The organism is Acinetobacter pittii ATCC 19004 = CIP 70.29 (assembly GCF_000369045.1).
Lineage (GTDB): Bacteria > Pseudomonadota > Gammaproteobacteria > Pseudomonadales > Moraxellaceae > Acinetobacter > Acinetobacter pittii.
This window is the reverse complement of record NZ_KB849790.1, coordinates 502,266-520,538: the sequence shown is the minus strand read 5'-3', so window position 1 is coordinate 520,538 and position 18,273 is coordinate 502,266. Positions and strand designations below refer to the sequence as shown.

Sequence of the window (18,273 nt, the reverse complement as noted above, 5' to 3'; positions counted from 1 at the left end):
AATGAAAATTAGCATAGCAAACTCTTGCTTTTTTTTCAGTATGTATTATGGTATACCATAATACGAATGACAAGATAATTTACTTGCAAGGAAGAGCAATGGAACTTATACGTAAAACAGTGCTTCATGTAGAAACCACTTATGTAGATGGCGGTAAAGAAGCAGCAAAGCCTTTAAAAATGGTGGCAGCTGCAGCGGTCATTAAAAACCCGTGGGCAGGGCAAGGTTATGTAGAAAACCTAACACCGGAAATTCGCCGTATTGCGCCAATCTTAAGCGAGCATTTAACCAAACTTATTCTTGATGAAGTGGGTTCAGGTGAAGCCGTTGAAGCTTTTGGCAAAAGTGCAGTGGTGGGCTTAAATGGTGAACTTGAGCATGCATCAGCTTTAATTCACACCTTACATTTTGGTAATACTTACCGTAGTGCTGTCGGTGCGAAATCTTATTTGGCATTTAACAATACCCGTGGCCCAGCAAACGCGCCGATTTTAATTCCAATGATGGATAAAAATGACGAAGGCCGTCGTTCTCATTACTTAACATTGCAATTTGCAATTCCAGATGCACCTGCTGCTGATGAGCTGGTTGTTGTGATTGGTGCAGCAACAGGTGGTCGACCACATCATCGTATTGGTGATCGTTATAAAGATTTGGAAGAGTTAGGTCATGATGTCAAAAACCCTGCAGCTGTCAAATAACCGTATAGCTCACTATTTTGAGCAAGGCGAAGGAGAGCCTCTGGTTCTGATCCATGGAGTGGGAATGCAAGCTGCGGCATGGTATCCACAAATTGAATATTTTTCTAAACATTATCATGTAATTTCAGTGGATATGCCGGGACATGGTCAAAGTACCAAATTACCGGCAGACGCAAAATTACAAGATTTTGTTGAATGGACCATCGAATTTATTACAGCCTTAAATCTAGGACCTGTAAATTTAGCGGGACATTCAATGGGATCACTGATTACGACAGGGGTTAGCGTTACCCGACCTGATTTGGTTAAACGAATGGCGGTGCTCAATGGAGTATATAAACGTACAACACAGGCACGTAATGCAGTCATCCAAAGAGCTGAAGAGTTAAAAACAGGCCGTATTGATGTCGAGACTCCACTACAACGCTGGTTTGGTGAAAGTGAAGTCGAGCGTATAGCAGCTGCCAAAGTGAAAACTTGGCTCGAAAATGTCGACTTATCTGGTTATACCACTGCGTATTCTGCGTTTGCACAAGGCGATGAAACTTATGCAGATGACTGGTCAAAGATCACTTGTCCTGCTTTGGTGTTGACCGGTACGGATGATCCGAACTCAACTGCAGAAATGGCAATACAAATGGCAAAACAGGCAAAGCATGGCACTGCAATTGTCATTGAAAATGAACGTCACATGGTGAACTTAACTGCACCTGACAAAGTGAATAATGCAATGCAAGCGTGGTTGGAAACCAGCGTTTAATTTGCCACACATTGCTGAAGGAATATAACAATGAGTGAAATGGATACTATCAATAAAATGCGTGAACTACGTGATGCTTTCGGGTCATTTATGACAGGCGTTACCGTGGTCACAACCTGTAAAGAAGATGGAACGCCACTTGGCTTTACAGCGAACTCTTTTGCTTCGGTGTCTTTGGACCCAGCTTTACTTCTAGTGAGTATTGCCAAGACATCAAGCAATTATCATAACTTTGCAAATACCACTCATTTTGCAATCAATATTTTGGCAGAAGAGCAAAAGGATATTTCGAATACCTTTGCTCGTCCAAGCGAAGACCGTTTTGCAAATCTTTCATGGTCAAAAAGTGCTTGCCAAAACCCGCTGATCAATCATGTCAGTGCATGGTTTGACTGTATAACCTACCAAGTTGTCGATGCAGGTGACCATGCGATTTTAATTGGTAAAGTTGAAGATTTTGCTTCGACAGGTTTTGCAGGGCTTGGTTATTATCGTGGTGGATATTTCACACCAGCCAAACTTTCTGCCGAGGTGATCTCTGGCCCTAAAGTGGTGATGAGTGCAATTATTGGACATGAAAATACCATTTTGCTTGAAGAAACTGCCGATCATAAATGGACTATTCCGCATGTCATGGTAGATAAAGACGGTGCCGATAAAGCGCTTGAGAAAATCTTTGCACAATATCAGCCAGATGCTTCTGCCAACTTCATTTATTCTGTATATGAAAACGTTGAAAACCAGCAGCAATATATTTCATTTTTATGCAACACACCCGTAGCTCAAGCCACCAAAGGTCAGTTTGTCGATTTAAATGATCTTGAAAAGCTAGAGTTTGTAGACAGCGCTTTAGAAAGTATGTTGATGCGCTATCGCAAAGAAAACCATTTGAAAACTTATGGTGTTTATTACGGAAATCAGACAACAGGTACAGTTCGTCAAATCGTTAAAGAGGAAGTTTAATCATGCGTTTTTCATTATTTGTGCATATGGAACGTGTTTCTGATCAGCAAACCCAGAAGCAGCTTTATGATGAAATGATTGAGCTTTGTCAGATTGCAGACCGTGGTGGTATGCATGCAGTTTGGACAGGCGAACACCATGCCATGAACTTTACCATTGCACCCAACCCATTTTTAAATCTGGTCGATTTAGCCAATAAAACCAAAAATGTTCGTTTAGGTACAGGCACGGTGGTAGCACCATTCTGGCACCCGATTAAACTTGCAGGTGAAGCTGCAATGACCGACATTATTACCAACGGCCGTTTAGATATTGGTATTGCTCGTGGTGCTTATTCATTTGAATATGAACGTATGGTTCCGGGCATGGATGCATGGAGTGCTGGTCAGCGTTTACGTGAAATGATTCCTGCAATTAAAAATCTTTGGAAAGGCGATTATGAGCATAACGGTGAATTTTGGCAGTTTCCAAAAACCACCTCAGCTCCTCAACCGCTTCAACAACCGCATCCACCAATCTGGGTTGCTGCCCGTGATCCAAATAGCCACGAATTTGCTGTGCAAAATGGCTGTAATGTACAGGTAACGCCTTTGCATTTAGGTGACGAAGAAGTTGAAAAACTCATGGGGCATTTCAATGCAGCTTGCGAAAAGTTCAATGAAATTCAGCGCCCTGAAATTATGTTGCTCCGCCATACCTATGTGGCAGATAGCGAAGAAGATGCTCAACTGGCAGCAGATGAAATCAATACCTTCTATAACTACTTTGGTGCTTGGTTTAAAAATGAGCGTGAAATTAATCAAGGTTTAATCGCACCTTTAAGTGCTGAAGAAATAGCTGCACATCCTTTTTATACACCAGAAGCGATGCGCAAAAATAACGTGATTGGGCAGGCCCAAGAAGTGATTGACCGTTTAAAAGCTTATGAAGCGATGGGCTATAACGAATATTCTTTCTGGATTGATACGGGCATGAGCTTTGAACGTAAAAAAGCCTCATTAGAACGTATGATCAATGAAGTTATGCCGGCATTTGCATAGAGGCGAATATCATGACAGCAGATTTTCAGCTTTATATTAATGGTCAGTTTGAATCTGGTGCAGCAACGTTTGAAAGTATTAATCCTGCAACAGGTGAAGTCTGGGCACACATGCCGGAAGCTCGAACCGATGAAGTCAATCGAGCAGTTCAGGCGGCATCTCGTGCGTTAAAAGCACCAGAGTGGGCAGGTTTAACGGCCTCTCAGCGCGGTAAATTGCTCTATAAACTGGCTGATTTAATTGAAAAAGCTGCACCGCAACTGGCTCAAATTGAAACCAGTGATACGGGCAAGATTATTCGCGAAACATCGAGCCAGATTGCCTATGTCGCTGAGTATTATCGCTACTATGCAGGTATTGCCGACAAATTAGAGGGTAGTTTTCTACCGATTGATAAGGCAGACATGCAAGCATGGATTGTTCGTGAACCTGTGGGTGTGGTTGCTGCAATTGTTCCTTGGAACAGTCAGTTATTTTTATCGGCAGTAAAGGTAGGGCCAGCTTTAGCGGCAGGTTGTACCGTCGTGCTAAAAGCCTCTGAAGACGGCCCTGGGCCATTATTAGCTTTTGCTAAATTGGTCCATGAAGCGGGGTTTCCAGCTGGAGTGGTCAATGTGATTACCGGTTTCGGGCCTGAATGTGGCGCCGTGCTGAGTAGTCATCCTGATGTTGCCCATGTTGCGTTTACAGGTGGTCCAGAAACGGCACGGCACATTGTGCATAACTCGGCTGAAAATCTTGCAAAAGTTTCACTCGAATTAGGTGGCAAATCACCATTTATTGTATTTGCTGATGCAGATATTCAAAGTGCGGTAAATGCTCAGGTCGCTGCTATTTTTGCTGCAACAGGGCAGAGTTGTGTAGCAGGTTCACGCTTACTGGTTGAAGAAAGCATTAAAGATGAATTTGTTTGGCGTTTGGTTGAGCGTGTACAAACCATAAAAATTGGTTTACCTCATGAAATGGCAACTGAGTTTGGACCACTTTGTACCTTACGCCAACGCCAAAAAATCGAGCAAGTCGTTGCAAGTTCTATCCAGCAAGGTGCAAAACTGCTTACCGGTGGGAAAAGTCTTGAGCGAGCAGGTTATTACTATCCACCGACCATTTTAGATTGTACCGATGCACCTCAAGCAGATTGCATTACTACTGAACTATTTGGTCCGGTGTTATCGGTAGATAGTTTCAAAGATGAAGCGGAAGCTGTGCAAAAAGCCAATAGTACGCCTTACGGGTTGGCAGCAGGCGTTTTTACCACCAATTTAAGCCGTGCTCACCGCATGACTAAAGTGATTGGGTCGGGAATTGTTTGGCTCAATACTTACCGTGCTGTTTCTCCACTTGCACCTTTCGGTGGACATGGGCTTTCGGGACATGGTCGGGAAGGTGGTGCAAATGCTGTTTTAGATTATACCACCACAAAAACAGTTTGGTTACGTACCTCAGATGAGCCAATTGATGACCCATTTGTCATGAGATAAGTCATGACTTGAGGTATGAAAATATAACGGGATTTTAATTTCAAGGATGAAAAAATGAATCAGTCAAACCCAGTAATCGCCTAAAGCTTTAAATAGTTGAAAACGTAAAACTAGATGTATCGATGCTTAATCAAGTATTGATTGGACTGGCTTTACCTTTTTCTTGGCTAAAACAACACAAACAGAGAAATGAGCTGTTTGTAAAAGGAAATAAAAAGATGAAGCCGAGTCATATTGAAATGACTTTGGCTGGGTAGATTTTTTGATGTTGAGGAAATGAATTCCTCAAAGAGAGATTAAGGATATGAGCCAAAACGAAAATAGCAATAATGCTTTCGCTATCGAAAGTCATTCCATTGATTATGTTGCTCCCTCTGAACGTAATGGAAAAGTTCGCGATCTATTCACATTATGGTTTTGTACCAATATTGCACCGCTTGCCGTGATTACGGGTGCAATGTCAATTTTAACCTTTAACCTCAATATTGTAAGTGCATTGCTTGCGATCTGCTGCGGACATTTTTTTGGTGCAGCGATTCTAGCCTTAACCTCTGCACAAGGTCCGCAGGTCGGCATTCCTCAAATGATTCAGAGCCGCGCACAGTTCGGACGTTATGGAGCATTGCTGGTTGTACTGTTTACGACCCTCATTTATTTAGGTTTTTTCATCTCTAACATTATTTTGTCAGGGAAAACCCTGCATACTGTTGTTCCTGCCATTCCAGTGCCGACCGCGACTGTCATTGGCGCAATTGCAGCAACCACAATAGGCGTGATCGGTTATCACTTTATTCATAAGTTTAATAAAATTGGAACTTGGTTTATGGGTGGTTCATTGCTCATTGGCCTCATGATTATGGTGCCGCATATTAATGCAGATGTACTAGCCAAAGGCTCTTTCAATATGAAAGGCTGGTTTGCCATGTTTGGTTTGTGTGCGGTATGGCAAATTAGTTTCTCGCCTTATACCTCAGACTATTCACGATATTTACCGAAGTCGATTGGTATTTATAAGCCATTTATCTTTACCTATTTAGGCGCATCGTTAGGAACTATTTTTGCAATGGCATTTGGTACGATTGCGGTCAGCATTGGCTCAACCACAGATGCCATGGAAGCGGTAAAGTCGGGTACTGGGCTATTCGGTTATGTTCTTATGATTTTGTTCTTATGCAATATCATTGGTCATAATGCCATGAACCTATACGGTGCGGTTCTGTCTTGTATTACCTCAATTCAGACTTTTGCAGGGCAATGGATGCCAAGTCGAAATATCCGAGTCGTGTTATCAATCATTGTATTAGTTCTAGCGACTTTAACGGCACTTTGGGCATCAAGTAACTTTATTAGTTTCTTCTTGAATGTGATTTTTGCGCTGTTATTTATTTTGGTGCCATGGGTGTCTATTAATTTACTAGATTTCTATGTCGTGAATAAAAAGTCTTATGACATTCAATCCATCTTTGCACGTGATGGTGGTATTTATGGCAAATTTAATGCAAAAGCGCTTACAGCTTATTTCATTGGGATTGCGGTACAAATTCCATTCTTAAAAAATGCGTTTTTCACAGGTGCATTGGCCGATGTAATTCCGGATGCGGATATTTCATGGGTTATTGGATTGGTGGTGAGTCTGGCGGTGTATTACGTCTTTAATCTAGGAAAGATTAAATGTTCAGCACCGGCATTAAACGCAAAATTACCTCAATAAGCATTGTAGTGAAAGGAATCCCACAATGAAAAAAAGCTATTTACAAGCGGCTCTAAGCACAGCATTGATGGCCGTAATCTATCCAAGTTACGCAGGTGTAAGTTTTGGAGATACCGATGGTGAATACGGTAAGCTCACCGTATCGGGCTATGTTCGCGCTAATTATCAAGATAAACACTATGGAGAGTCAGTTTCTGATCAAAAAATTCGTTTTGATGCTGCGCAGTTAAAACTGGACTACGAGCGTGGATCGTTATTTGGTCACGCGGAATATCGTTGTTATCAATATGACCGTCTATGTGATTTTTCTATGTTGGTTGATGGTTATGTAGGGTACAAATTAAATAAAACAGATCAGGTGGTGGCAGGTGTTCAGCCGATTCCATTTGGACCGGGACGTTTTTGGGGTAATAGCCTATATGGAAGTATGAGCACAACCGCAGGTTTAGAAGATGTTCATAATCTTGGTTTGAATTATCATTTTGAATTGCCGACAGCAACCAAGTTTGATGTGGGTTATTTTGCGGTAGATGGTGGAAGCTACACAGGCTCTACCCAAGATTCAGGACGCTACACTGCAAACTATGTGAGTTCAGACGATCCGAATAAAACCGATTTGCAAGAAAAGAACATGTGGGTAGGCCGAGTGACTCAAGATATAAATCTTGGAATTAATGGATTAACCACACAGCTCGGTGGCTCATATTGGACATCGGATATTGAAAATAAAGCCACTTCGAGTGATGGGCGTCGTCATGCATGGGCACTTTTTGGTAAAGCCAATTATGGCAATTTTAATGTAACCCTTACTGGTGGTAAAAATGACGTAACTAATCAGGATCAGCTCAACCCTAATCAGTCACTTATGGGTTCCTACGACACTGAATATTATGTCGCGAATAAAGGAACGTTCTATACGGCAGATGTAGGCTACTCTTTCAAAAATGTTAAGCAGATCGGAAACATTACGCCGTACTTTATGTACAGTCAGTACGACAAAGATCAGGACAATATGAAAGATTCAATCCGTAATATTATTGGTGTGTCTATTGACCATAAACAGCTATCTTTGGTGGCTGAATACATCATGAGTAAAAATGACCCATTTATTGGGGGAACTCAAGATTCATTGGCAAAAGGGGATGATAACCAGTGGAATAAGTTGCTTAACTTAACGCTGTTTTATTATTTCTAAAAACACTTAAGCATTCGGGCATACCGAAAATTTTTTTAAATTAATTTTTGGTATGCCATAATACAAAGTTGATGATGAGCAATTTAATTTATATATCGCTCAACTATCAATGCAGAAGATCTCAACAGGATAATGATCATGCAGCTTAATGAACTCGCTTTATTTCATCAGCAAGCCTTTGTTGCTGGAAAGTGGTGCGATGCAGACCATCAACAAACATCCGAAATTTTAAATCCGGCGACATTAGAGATTATTGGTACTGTCCCAAATATGGGCAAAGCTGAAGCTGAACGTGCCATTGAAGCTGCAAAAGAAGCTTGGCCGCTATGGAAAAATAAAACAGCAAAAGATCGATCAATTATTTTAAAAAAATGGTTCGATTTAATCATTTCAAATACAGATGAATTGGCTTTTATTTTAACGAGTGAACAAGGAAAGCCTTTAGCTGAAGCCAAGGGTGAAATTTTATATGCTGCCAGTTTTATTGAATGGTTTGCCGAAGAAGCAAAACGAGTGTATGGCGATATTATTCCGAGTCCATATCCCGATGCTCGTATTGTCGTAAATAAACAGCCTATTGGTGTCGTTGCAGCCATTACGCCGTGGAATTTTCCCGCTGCCATGATTACGCGTAAGGTTGCTCCAGCCTTGGCGGCAGGTTGTCCTTGTATTGTAAAACCGGCACCTGAAACACCTTTTACTGCTTTGGCTTTAGTGGACTTAGCTGTGCAAGCGGGTGTGCCTGCTGAAATCTTCAGTGTGATTACAGGCGACGCGGTTCATATTGGTGATGCGATTTTTGAAAGTGATGTCGTACGCAAGTTTACTTTTACTGGTTCAACACCAGTTGGCAAAATGTTGCTTGAGCGTTCAGCAAAAACCTTAAAAAAAGTTTCCTTAGAGTTGGGTGGCAATGCGCCGTTTATTGTATTTGATGATGCCGATTTAGATGCAGCAATTGAGGGAGCACTCATTGCTAAATTTAGAAATGCAGGGCAAACCTGTGTCTGCGTTAATCGATTTTTAGTGCAGGCAGGCATTTATGAAAAATTTATTGCTGCCTTAAGTCAAAAAATTCAAAACTTTAATATTGGTAATGGATTAGAAGCAGGGCATGACATTGGGCCATTAATTAATGCCAATGCAGTGAAAAAAGTTGAAGCTCATATTCAAGATGCATTAGATAAAAATGGTCGTCTTGTGGTTGGTGGTAAAAAGCATAAAGCGGGTGAATTGTTTTTTGAACCGACACTGATTGCAGATGTTACCGCTGATATGGATGTGGCAACTCAAGAAACGTTTGGTCCACTGGCAGCCGTATTTAAATTTGAAACCGAGCAACAAGCCGTTGAAATGGCAAATGCAACTGAATTTGGTTTAGCTGCATATTGTTATACCAAAGATTTAGGCCGTGCTTGGCGAGTGAGTGAACAGCTTGAATATGGCATGGTCGGAATTAATAAAGGCCTTATTTCAAATGAAGTTGCACCGTTTGGTGGAATTAAACAGTCTGGTTTAGGGCGTGAAGGTTCTAAATACGGTATTGAAGATTATCTGGAAATTAAATACACCTTGTTTGGAGGATTGAATATATGAGTAATGAAAAATTTGAAAAGGGTTTAGCAATCCGCAAACAAGTTCTTGGTGAAGAATATGTAAATAATTCAATCAACAATGCCGATGAGTTTAATCTTCCTCTTCAAGAATTAGTCACTGAATATTGCTGGGGAGCTGTTTGGGGGCGTGAAGAATTAAGTAAACCTGAGCGTAGCTTAATTAACTTGGCAATGATCTCAGCTTTAAATCGTCCACATGAACTAAAACTACATGTTAAAGGTGCACTTCGAAATGGCGTACCTAAAGAGAAAATTCGTGAAGTGCTTTTGCAGGTTGCAATTTACTGTGGCGTACCTGCTGCTGTAGATAGCTTTCGTATTGCTAAAGAGGCAATTAAAGAATTTGAATCTGAGCAATAAACATTAGCTTTGAATATTAAAAAAGGCCTTGTTCAAGTGGACGAGGCCTTATTTATTTTAAGCTTATTAGTTCAGTTCAGGGGGTAAATGCTGCGCCAAATAATCAATTGCAAGGCGGGTTTTGAGTGGCATAAAAGGCAGTGTAGGCCATACCAAATGAATTGGAAAAGCAATGCTCGACATGGTTTCTAACACTTGTACCAGCTTACCGTCCTGTAATTCATTTTGAATGAGCCAGTCGGGTAGCCAAGCGATACCAGCTCCAGCAAGCGCTGTATTTTTAATGGCTTGCAGGTCATTTAAAAGAAGTTTTGCTTTAGGTTTTATAAATAAAGGTTCTGCATTTTCCTTTTGAAGTCGCCATTTTTGCATTTGTCCAAAATGCGGATCGGCAATCGTGGCGTGATGGTCTAAGTCTTCAATATTTTGTAGAGGACCTGCTTCATTTAAATAGTCAGGTGAGGCACAAAGTAGCATTCGATGTTCACCAATCGGTTTGGCAACGAGCTGAGTGGTGTCAGGTAACGCCCCAATTCGGATGCACAAATCAAAACCTTCTTCGACCAAGTCTACATTTCGATCATTAAATGAAATTTCTAGCTGTAAGTCCGCATGCTGTTGAGCAAATTTAACCATGAGTGGGGCAGCAAAGAGTTGTCCGAACAGTACTGGCACAGACATTCGTAAACGGCCTGTTGCGTTTATTTTCCCTTGGTCTAACAGGGCCGCTGCATTTTGTATTTCACTTAACGCTCGGCGGCTATGCTCATAAAACAAAGCACCTTCATCAGTTATGCTGAGCGAACGTGTTGTTCTTTTAAATAAAGCCACACCAAGTTGATCTTCAAGCCGAGCAATATTTTTACTAATGGCTGAGCGAGTTAAATGCAATTGCTCAGCAGCTTTTACAAAACTTCCAGCTTCAACCACAGTCACAAATATAGATATTGCACTTAGCTCATGTTGCATGATTGTTGCCTAAAAGGAACCAATGATAAGAAATAATATCACCACTGTTGAATTTGTTGTGGGGTTAATATGGCTTCATCAAAAACGTGGAGACGGTCATGGCTAAAATATTGGTATTAAAATCTAGCATTATGGGTGAGGGTTCACAAACCAATCGCCTAATCGATATCATGCTTGAACATCGAAAAGACCAAGGTTTGCAAGATGACATCACCATACGCAATTTAGCTGAAACGAACCTGCCTGTATTAGATTTAGAAATCTTTCAGGCGCTGCGTGGGGCTGAAAATGTAAATCAAGACATTCAACAAATCGTTGCTTTGTCGGACGAATTAATTGCTGAATTAAAAAATACTGATTTATTGGTCATTGGTGCACCCATGTACAACTTAAATGTTCCGACTCAACTCAAAAATTGGTTTGACTTGGTGGCACGAGCAAGACAAACATTCCGCTACACCGAAACTTATCCCCAAGGTTTGGTTGAAGGGGTAAAAGCTGTGGTAGTAAGTAGTCGGGGCGGTATTCATGTTGGTCAAGAAACTGAGGCAGTCACGCCTTATCTCAAAGCAGTGTTAGGGCTAATGGGTATTCATGACGTCGATTTTATCTATGCAGAAGGCTTAGACATGCAGGCCTATCGCAGCAACGCATTAGATCTGGCAAACCAGCGCGTTAAAGAGTTCGCCATTTAAAATCATGAGCTGAAACTCTTGTACCTCTAATTAATGACAAGAGTTTCAGTTTATTTAAATCACATTTCTAAGTTCATTTGCTGTGTTGCGCAGCAATGGCAAAATTTGCTGAACCAAATAGTCTTCTTGTACTCGGTTGGTTTGAGACATGCAGTTAAGCGCTGCTATGGCTTGACCTTGTGCGTTAAAAACGGGCACAGCAATCGCAATTACGCCAAGCTCATGTTCTTCTTTAGAAAGACAATAATCCGATAACGAAATACCTTTAAGCACTTCAAAAAACTTTGACTCATCTACAATGGTAAACGGGGTCAAACGCTTTAAACCATAATTTTTTACCCACGCGTGCTGAGCTTCTTCGGGCAGTGCTGCCAGCAATACTTTACCTGTAGACGTGGCATGGGCAGGGAGTCGGTTTCCTAAGTGCATGCCATAAGGGCTTACACGTAAATTATCTTGTTGTGGTAAATAGCTACGCGCAATTGGCACCACTTCGTTATCGTCTAACACCACAATCGAAAAAGTCAGCGATGTCTGCGCGCACAAAAGATTTAAAAATGATTGAGCAACTTTAGGCAGGTGGGCAGAGCTTAAATAAGAACTCGAAAAGCGCAGCACACGATGAGTGAGCCAAAAGTAGTGTTCATCTGTTTCTAAATAGCCTAAGTATTTTAAAGTTTTAAGATAACGCCTTGCTGCTGTTCGGCTAATACCGGTTCGTTCAGCCACTTGAGTAACATTGAGCCGCTGGCGATCTGTTCCAAAAGCTTCGAGTAAAGCCAAGCCTTTTGCTAACCCTGCAATGTAGTCTTCTTGACGAATTTTCTCATGCGAATTTGGGTGCTCTAAAAAAGCATCGAGAGAAGGCATCCTTTCATTCCTGTTATTTTGGTTGTTTCTGTCCGCTATTCGGACAAACTAAATGATAAACGGTTATTTTCGTCTTGGATACATAGTGCACAAAACTTAAAGCCAGTAATTTAAAAGTCAGGATGAAACAAGGATGAAGTTATGGATATTTTAAAGACACAGGTTGCAATTATTGGTTCTGGACCAGCAGGGTTATTGCTTGGGCAACTTCTATATAAAGCTGGCATCGACCATATTATTGTTGAGCAACGTAGTGCTGAATATGTGGCTTCGCGGATTCGTGCAGGAATTTTAGAGCAAGTTTCGGTCGACTTACTGAAACAAGCAGGTGTTGACCAAAATTTAAAAGACAAAGGATTACCACATTCGGGCATCGAAATCTTAACCAATGGTGAATTGCATCGAGTTGATTTGGCAGCACTCACGGGTGGCAAACAAGTAACTGTATATGGTCAGACCGAAGTGACTAAAGATTTAATGACTGCGCGTGAAGCAGAGCAGCTCACTTCATTTTATGAAGCTCAAAATGTACAAGTAAAAGATTTTTACACTGCACCAAAAGTTGAGTTTGAATACCAAGGTAAAGCCTTTCAAATTCAGTGTGACTTTATTGCTGGTTGTGATGGCTACCATGGTGTCTGCCGTGCCAGCGTGCCAGAAGATAAAATTAAGACCTTTGAAAAAGTTTATCCGTTTGGATGGTTAGGGGTGTTGGCAGACGTTCCACCTGTAGCCGATGAACTCATTTATGTGCAGTCAGAGCGTGGATTTGCTTTATGTAGTATGCGTTCAGAAACGCGTAGCCGTTATTATTTACAAGTCCCTTTAACAGATCACGTCGAAGATTGGTCAGATGAAAAGTTCTGGGATGAGTTAAAAAACCGTCTAGACCTTGAAAGTCGTGAAAAGTTAGTCACAGGACCTTCTATTGAAAAAAGTATCGCGCCGTTACGTAGCTTTGTGACCGAACCAATGCGTTTTGGAAAACTATTTTTAGCTGGCGATGCTGCGCATATTGTTCCACCGACAGGAGCAAAAGGCCTCAATCTCGCGGCTTCTGATATTGCTTATTTATCAAGTGCGCTAGTTGAATATTATGTCGAAGGTTCCGAGCAAGGTATAAATGAATACTCAGAAAAATGCCTACAACGTGTATGGAAAGCTGAGCGTTTTTCTTGGTGGATGACTCATTTATTGCATCGTTTTGAAACTGAGAGCGAGTTTGATCATAAGATTAAACAAGCCGAGTTAAGTTATGTGCTTGGCTCGATCGCAGGTAAAACTACATTGGCCGAAAACTATGTCGGTTTGCCTTATGAGATTAAGCAAATTGATAGTTTTAAGCACGCAAGCTAAAGACTAGATAAAAAATAAAAAGGGCATGCAAATGCTCTTTTTTTTTATATAAAAACTGGATGGAATGAAATCGCTTAAAAGATGTGATTCAGCTAAAAGTAGCCCCAATACTTTTTAGAATATAGGGCTACCTATCAATTCACCTAAAGTTTAGTTGGCCTTTGCCGCAACTTTATTATTGGTTAATATTACTTGTTGCTGAGATTGAAGGGGTTTAACCACTTGTGGATTAGAGTTACTCCAAGGGATATAGGCTTCTGTCAAAATATGGCCTGTAAGACTCGTTAAATCACTCGTTTTAACTTCTGCATTGCCTTGATGACCAAATAATACAACTTCATCACCTGCTTTGGCCTCTGGAATATCTGTTACATCAACCATAACAGTATTCATTGATACTCGACCCACCACTGGCGCTTTTTGTCCATTTATTAATACAAAAGCCTTATTACTAAAACTACGACGGTAGCCATCCGAATAACCTACAGGGAGGTTTGCAAGTTTAGAGTCACGTTTCAACGTATAGGTTTGGTCATAACCTACAGTTGAATCTTTCAGGTAATTATTCACTGCGGCAATTTGTGTTTTAAATGCCATCATACCTTTAAATTCAGGGTGATTAGGAAAATCACCATATATAATTGCGCCTGCACGAACCATATCTAAATGTGATTCAGGAACATTTACAGTAGCAAATGAATTAGCTGTATGTAATGTTAATTCTTTACGATTCAGTTTGGCTTTTTTAATCAACCATGCGGTTTGTTCATTAAATTGCGCCAGACGCTCACGGACAAATTTTTCATCTTCTACAGCATAGTGGGTCATAATGCCGTCAATTTTAAGATGTGGAAGTTTGGTGATCGCCACAGCTTGTTCTTTGCCTAGAGCCGTAGCCATTTCAAGACCATTACGGTCCATACCGCCTGAATTTAAAGCCAAGCTGTAATGAACAGTTGTATTGTTCGCTTCTGCCCATTTAGACATACGAGCAGCTTGGTCATAATTACCTAAAAGCTCTTCAATATTTAACGCCTGTGCATTGATAATTTCACTATCTGTGGCGGTACGTAAACGTGTAATTTTGCCTTTATAGCCATGCTTACGCACCATAGCCGCTTCAGCATTACTGGTAATGCCAATACAAGATACGTTTAACTTCATAACACTTGGCATAAGTAGATCAATACTATGGCCGTATGCGTTAGCTTTCATGACTATACAAAGTTGTGTTTTGCCATTAAGTAACTGATTTGTCCTTTTAATATTATCTTCAAAAGCTTGAGTATCAATTTCAATCCATGCATTTGCTGTAGGAGCAGGGCTTACTTCATTTGTAACATGGGGAGTAAGTAAAGGAGCTGCATGAGCAAATTGCACCGAACCGAATAATATTAATGCACAGCTATAAGCGAGATGAGAAAATTTTGTTTTAAGTTTCATGAGTTTTTTAATCTTTCCTGGCTAAATATAATTTAATGCTGGGTGAATTTTTATGGTTAAGTACTGAAATATAATTGATTTAAAATGTCACACGATTTGGTCTTAATAATACTTTCTCCTTAAAATATTATAGTCGCTATTAAGTAAAGTTTAATTTTGCTTAAACTAAATTGAAAAAATACAAATCTAATTTCAATTAATCTTAATTAAATCTAAATATACATTCATAAAAAAACAAGAAGAAAAATTATTATAATTTCTTGAATGTTATTTTTTTAATCTATTTATTGGTGCTGTTTTTAATAAAATTTTTTAAAATATAACATTTGGTAAATAATTAACTTTATTATTACAAGAGATTTTTTTATTTTTTAAATGTGTTGGATTGTGATTTTTATCAGTTGGTAAAATATAAAAAAAGGTGAAATAAATAGCCATAATTTTATTCAATAGAATATAAAAAATTAAAATTACTATATTTTTCATAAGCTTATTTATTATTTATTAAAGCTGTTTTAAAATTTTGGATTATGTCATGTCAATTTTTAAGCATCTAATGTCATGTTTAATAGTTTTTAATAAGTTAATTTAAATTTTATAAATAAAATATTAATTAGATTGAATGAATAATTGGATGGTATTTAACCGCAAGTTTTTAGTTTTTGTTTTGTGCAATAAATGAGCTAGTATGTTTTATATTCTTTTTTTAATTAGATTTATTGTTTAAGGTTTTAGTTAAATTAAAATTTTATGTTTGTTTTGAGGTTGAGTGATTTTCTTAATATTTTAGTTTTTATTAAATGAATAATTTTATATTAAGACTTTATAAATATAAGATGATGAATGTATTTTTTTATTGCTTAGGATGATTTGGGTTTTTCTTGATCATGTTATTCTAATTCTACAAGAATGTAATATAGGAGGCGTGATATTGATTTTTAGTGCAAACCGTCAATTCCTGTGTAAGAGTCCGTACAGAAATATGAATTTTTATCTTAAAAAGTGTCTAACTAAATATGATGTAATGGCTATGCGATGCCGATTTTTCTTGATGAACAAATGAGCTAAGGAAAATTTTCAGAAGCTATTGTAGGCGTGAACACTCGATTTTTTTTATGAAAAAATGAATTGGAAAAAGCGGGGAATAGGACGCGTTTTGCTTAAAAGATCAGCATTAATAAAAGCTTTTGTCACATTTTTTCAGTATATTGCTATTAATTTCTTTATTTATAAATTCTAAGTTTGTATGGAACAGGACCAAGCTCGCATACCTAAATATATTCCTATCCGCGATACAATTGCCCACGATATTGAATCTGGCTTATTAAAAGCCCACGCAAAACTCCCTTCGGAAAGAGTGCTTTCTGAACAATTCCAAACTACTCGCGTGGCTGCGCGTGAAGCTTTGCTGGCTTTGGAAACCGATGGTTTGATTTATCGTTTAGACCGCCGTGGTTGGTATGTTCGTTCTCCTCGTATTATTTATCACCCGCAATCTACAAAAAACTTTAATCAGTTTGTGATTGAACAAGGCTATGAACCTTCGACCGAAGTGATTTCGAGTGAACTGACTCAGGCTACTTCTTGGGATGCCAAGCTTTTAAAAGTTGAAAAAGGGCATCAGATTTATTCGGTTTGGCGACGTCGTTGTATTAATGGACGACCTGTTTTGGTTGAGCATTTACGGGTGAATGCCGAACTTTTTCCTGAGTTTTTAACTCATGATCTTAAGCAATCCATTACTTTACTGATGGCAAATCAATATAACTGCCATATCACCAGAGCTGACATTAATCTGTATCCAACCGCTTTATCGGAACAGCAGGCCAAAGCACTTCATGTCAATGTAGGCGCGCTCGGTTTATATATTCGTCGTAGTAATAGAAATGAAGAAGGCGTAATTACTGATGTCGACCAAGAATATTGGCTACATGATGTTTTAGATTTACATTTCGAAGCGCGAGCATAAAAATACAATCTGGTTTAAACCAGATTAATTAAACTGTCATATAAAGCTGTTGAAATACGATCATCAAATAATTGCATTCGATGGTTTGCAGATGAAACAGTATGTTCAACAGACAATCAAACTCGGCACTGCATCAGTTTTAGGTGTAGTGGTCGCTATTCAAATGGGATGTTCATCAGCAACATCAAAAAACTCAGAAGAAATTACAGTCTATACGGCAGTGGAAGCCGATCAGCTTAAGCAATACCAAAAAGAATTACACAAAGCCTATCCAGAGCTAAAAGTAAAATGGGTACGTGATTCAACAGGTGTGATCACCGCTAAACTTTTGGCAGAGCAGAAAAATCCTCAAGCGGATGTGGTTTTTGGTGTTGCTTTAACCAGTTTGCTGGTCATGGAAAAGAAAGACATGCTTGAGCCTTTCAAACCTGACGGTGTGCAAAATTTAAAACCAGAATTTGTAAGCCAAAAACCTGTACCGACTTGGACGGGTATGGATGCATGGGAATCTGCAATCTGTGTAAATAAAGTCGAATTAGAAAAACGTAAGTTACCAATTCCAAAAACTTGGAAAGATTTAACCAACCCGATTTATAAAAACCTGATTGTGATGCCAAATCCAGCTTCGAGTGGCACAGGCTATTTAGATGTCACGGCTTGGATGCAAATTTGGGGCGAAAAGCAGGCATGGGACTATATGCAGGCTTTAGATAAAAACATTTCACAATATCCTCATTCGGGCTCAAAACCTTGCAAGATGGCTGCACAAGGCGAAATTCCAATTGGAATTTCTTTCGGCTATCCGGCATTTAAATTAAAAGCAGAGGGTGCACCTTTAGAAGTGGTTTATCCAACTGAAGGTTTAGGCTGGGAAATGGAAGCCTCAGCAATTGTGAAAGGAACCAAGAAATTAAGTAGCGCACAGAAATTTATAAATTGGTCGGTAAGCAAAGCGGCAAATGAAGCCTATGCCCATAACTTTTCAATGGTGGCCTACAAAGGAATTGAAAATACCACTATGGACTTCCCGAAAAACCTTCCTCAAATGCTCGTAAAAAATGATTTTTATTGGGCGGCCGAGCAGCGTGAACGTATTTTGGCTGAATGGTCAAAGCGTTTTGAAAAGTGATCTTTTGGATAAAGG

The 18,273-nt window shown here is 39.6% G+C and carries 17 protein-coding genes; 14 read left to right on the top strand and 3 right to left on the bottom strand.

The features are described 5' to 3' along the window. Nucleotides 1-98: 98 nt before the first annotated feature. From F928_RS15030 to F928_RS14990, 10 genes are all read left to right on the top strand, one after another. Nucleotides 99-701, top strand: coding sequence for an amino acid synthesis family protein (locus F928_RS15030; RefSeq protein ID WP_000420415.1), 603 nt, complete (start codon nt 99-101; stop codon nt 699-701). Further along, entirely contained in the window at nt 670-1,461 is a 792-nt protein-coding gene (locus F928_RS22380; RefSeq protein WP_005076667.1) for an alpha/beta fold hydrolase, read from the top strand. Before F928_RS15030 ends, F928_RS22380 begins: the two co-directional genes overlap by 32 nt. 30 nt (nt 1,462-1,491) lie before the next feature. Further along, nucleotides 1,492-2,424 carry a flavin-dependent trigonelline monooxygenase reductase component gene (gene tgnA, locus F928_RS22375; protein WP_005076663.1) on the top strand — a complete coding sequence of 311 codons (933 nt, stop codon included), beginning with the start codon at nt 1,492-1,494 and terminating at the stop codon, nt 2,422-2,424. A 2-nt stretch (nt 2,425-2,426) separates the two neighbouring features. Beyond that, the gene (tgnB, locus tag F928_RS15015; RefSeq protein WP_004793333.1) at nt 2,427-3,464 is read left to right on the top strand and encodes a flavin-dependent trigonelline monooxygenase oxygenase component; all 1,038 of its coding nucleotides are present in this window, start codon (nt 2,427-2,429) and stop codon (nt 3,462-3,464) included. A gap of 11 nt (nt 3,465-3,475) precedes the next feature. Then, a complete protein-coding gene (gene tgnC / locus F928_RS15010; RefSeq protein WP_005076661.1) occupies nt 3,476-4,945 on the top strand; it encodes a (Z)-2-((N-methylformamido)methylene)-5-hydroxybutyrolactone dehydrogenase in 1,470 nt (489 codons plus the stop codon). 122 nt (nt 4,946-5,067) lie between these two features. Continuing rightward, on the top strand, nt 5,068-5,202 hold the full coding sequence (locus F928_RS22085) for a hypothetical protein (RefSeq protein ID WP_014206414.1): 135 nt from the start codon (nt 5,068-5,070) through the stop codon (nt 5,200-5,202). Between the two features lie 47 nt (nt 5,203-5,249). After that, nucleotides 5,250-6,656 carry a purine-cytosine permease family protein gene (locus F928_RS15005; RefSeq protein WP_005076659.1) on the top strand — a complete coding sequence of 469 codons (1,407 nt, stop codon included), beginning with the start codon at nt 5,250-5,252 and terminating at the stop codon, nt 6,654-6,656. A gap of 25 nt (nt 6,657-6,681) precedes the next feature. Then, nucleotides 6,682-7,851: a hypothetical protein gene (locus F928_RS15000; RefSeq protein ID WP_005076658.1), complete on the top strand. Its 1,170-nt coding sequence runs from the start codon at nt 6,682-6,684 to the stop codon at nt 7,849-7,851. Between the two features lie 138 nt (nt 7,852-7,989). Next, nucleotides 7,990-9,447, top strand: a complete 1,458-nt coding sequence (locus F928_RS14995; RefSeq protein ID WP_005076657.1) for an NAD-dependent succinate-semialdehyde dehydrogenase — start codon at nt 7,990-7,992, stop codon at nt 9,445-9,447. Beyond that, a complete protein-coding gene (locus tag F928_RS14990; RefSeq protein WP_000064100.1) occupies nt 9,444-9,827 on the top strand; it encodes a carboxymuconolactone decarboxylase family protein in 384 nt (127 codons plus the stop codon). Before F928_RS14995 ends, F928_RS14990 begins: the two co-directional genes overlap by 4 nt. 66 nt (nt 9,828-9,893) lie before the next feature. On the opposite strand, the gene F928_RS14985 is transcribed toward F928_RS14990, so the two are convergent. Continuing rightward, nucleotides 9,894-10,796, bottom strand: a complete 903-nt coding sequence (locus F928_RS14985; protein ID WP_005076654.1) for a LysR family transcriptional regulator — start codon at nt 10,794-10,796, stop codon at nt 9,894-9,896. Between the two features lie 98 nt (nt 10,797-10,894). Between F928_RS14985 and F928_RS14980 the strand changes: the two genes are divergently transcribed. After that, nucleotides 10,895-11,491 (top strand): NAD(P)H-dependent oxidoreductase, encoded by a 597-nt coding sequence (locus F928_RS14980; protein WP_005076651.1) that lies wholly within the window; start codon nt 10,895-10,897, stop codon nt 11,489-11,491. Nucleotides 11,492-11,545: 54 nt separating this feature from the next. Here the strand turns inward: F928_RS14980 and pobR are convergent, their stop codons facing one another. Next, on the bottom strand, nt 11,546-12,361 hold the full coding sequence (pobR, locus tag F928_RS14975; RefSeq protein ID WP_005076648.1) for an IclR family transcriptional regulator PobR: 816 nt from the start codon (nt 12,359-12,361) through the stop codon (nt 11,546-11,548). Between the two features lie 141 nt (nt 12,362-12,502). Between pobR and pobA the strand changes: the two genes are divergently transcribed. Beyond that, entirely contained in the window at nt 12,503-13,717 is a 1,215-nt protein-coding gene (pobA, locus tag F928_RS14970) for a 4-hydroxybenzoate 3-monooxygenase (RefSeq protein WP_005076645.1), read from the top strand. A gap of 150 nt (nt 13,718-13,867) precedes the next feature. Here the strand turns inward: pobA and alr are convergent, their stop codons facing one another. After that, a complete protein-coding gene (gene alr, locus F928_RS14965; RefSeq protein ID WP_005076643.1) occupies nt 13,868-15,160 on the bottom strand; it encodes an alanine racemase in 1,293 nt (430 codons plus the stop codon). Nucleotides 15,161-16,406: 1,246 nt separating this feature from the next. On the opposite strand from alr, the gene yvoA reads away from it, so the two are divergent. Continuing rightward, nucleotides 16,407-17,129, top strand: coding sequence for a UTRA domain-containing protein (gene yvoA, locus F928_RS14960; protein WP_005076640.1), 723 nt, complete (start codon nt 16,407-16,409; stop codon nt 17,127-17,129). 91 nt (nt 17,130-17,220) lie between these two features. After that, nucleotides 17,221-18,258: a putative 2-aminoethylphosphonate ABC transporter substrate-binding protein gene (locus F928_RS14955; protein ID WP_002114487.1), complete on the top strand. Its 1,038-nt coding sequence runs from the start codon at nt 17,221-17,223 to the stop codon at nt 18,256-18,258. Nucleotides 18,259-18,273: the final 15 nt, after the last annotated feature.

Coding starts and splice junctions, on each gene's coding strand:
- pobR (WP_005076648.1), bottom strand. CDS start 12,361: ATGCCTTCTCTCGATGCTTTTTTAGAGCACCCAAATTCGCATGAGAAA.
- F928_RS15000 (WP_005076658.1), top strand. CDS start 6,682: ATGAAAAAAAGCTATTTACAAGCGGCTCTAAGCACAGCATTGATGGCC.
- tgnC (WP_005076661.1), top strand. CDS start 3,476: ATGACAGCAGATTTTCAGCTTTATATTAATGGTCAGTTTGAATCTGGT.
- F928_RS15005 (WP_005076659.1), top strand. CDS start 5,250: ATGAGCCAAAACGAAAATAGCAATAATGCTTTCGCTATCGAAAGTCAT.
- F928_RS15030 (WP_000420415.1), top strand. CDS start 99: ATGGAACTTATACGTAAAACAGTGCTTCATGTAGAAACCACTTATGTA.
- yvoA (WP_005076640.1), top strand. CDS start 16,407: ATGGAACAGGACCAAGCTCGCATACCTAAATATATTCCTATCCGCGAT.
- tgnB (WP_004793333.1), top strand. CDS start 2,427: ATGCGTTTTTCATTATTTGTGCATATGGAACGTGTTTCTGATCAGCAA.
- F928_RS14955 (WP_002114487.1), top strand. CDS start 17,221: ATGAAACAGTATGTTCAACAGACAATCAAACTCGGCACTGCATCAGTT.
- F928_RS22085 (WP_014206414.1), top strand. CDS start 5,068: ATGCTTAATCAAGTATTGATTGGACTGGCTTTACCTTTTTCTTGGCTA.
- F928_RS14990 (WP_000064100.1), top strand. CDS start 9,444: ATGAGTAATGAAAAATTTGAAAAGGGTTTAGCAATCCGCAAACAAGTT.
- F928_RS14995 (WP_005076657.1), top strand. CDS start 7,990: ATGCAGCTTAATGAACTCGCTTTATTTCATCAGCAAGCCTTTGTTGCT.
- F928_RS14980 (WP_005076651.1), top strand. CDS start 10,895: ATGGCTAAAATATTGGTATTAAAATCTAGCATTATGGGTGAGGGTTCA.
- F928_RS14985 (WP_005076654.1), bottom strand. CDS start 10,796: ATGCAACATGAGCTAAGTGCAATATCTATATTTGTGACTGTGGTTGAA.
- tgnA (WP_005076663.1), top strand. CDS start 1,492: ATGAGTGAAATGGATACTATCAATAAAATGCGTGAACTACGTGATGCT.
- F928_RS22380 (WP_005076667.1), top strand. CDS start 670: ATGATGTCAAAAACCCTGCAGCTGTCAAATAACCGTATAGCTCACTAT.
- pobA (WP_005076645.1), top strand. CDS start 12,503: ATGGATATTTTAAAGACACAGGTTGCAATTATTGGTTCTGGACCAGCA.
- alr (WP_005076643.1), bottom strand. CDS start 15,160: ATGAAACTTAAAACAAAATTTTCTCATCTCGCTTATAGCTGTGCATTA.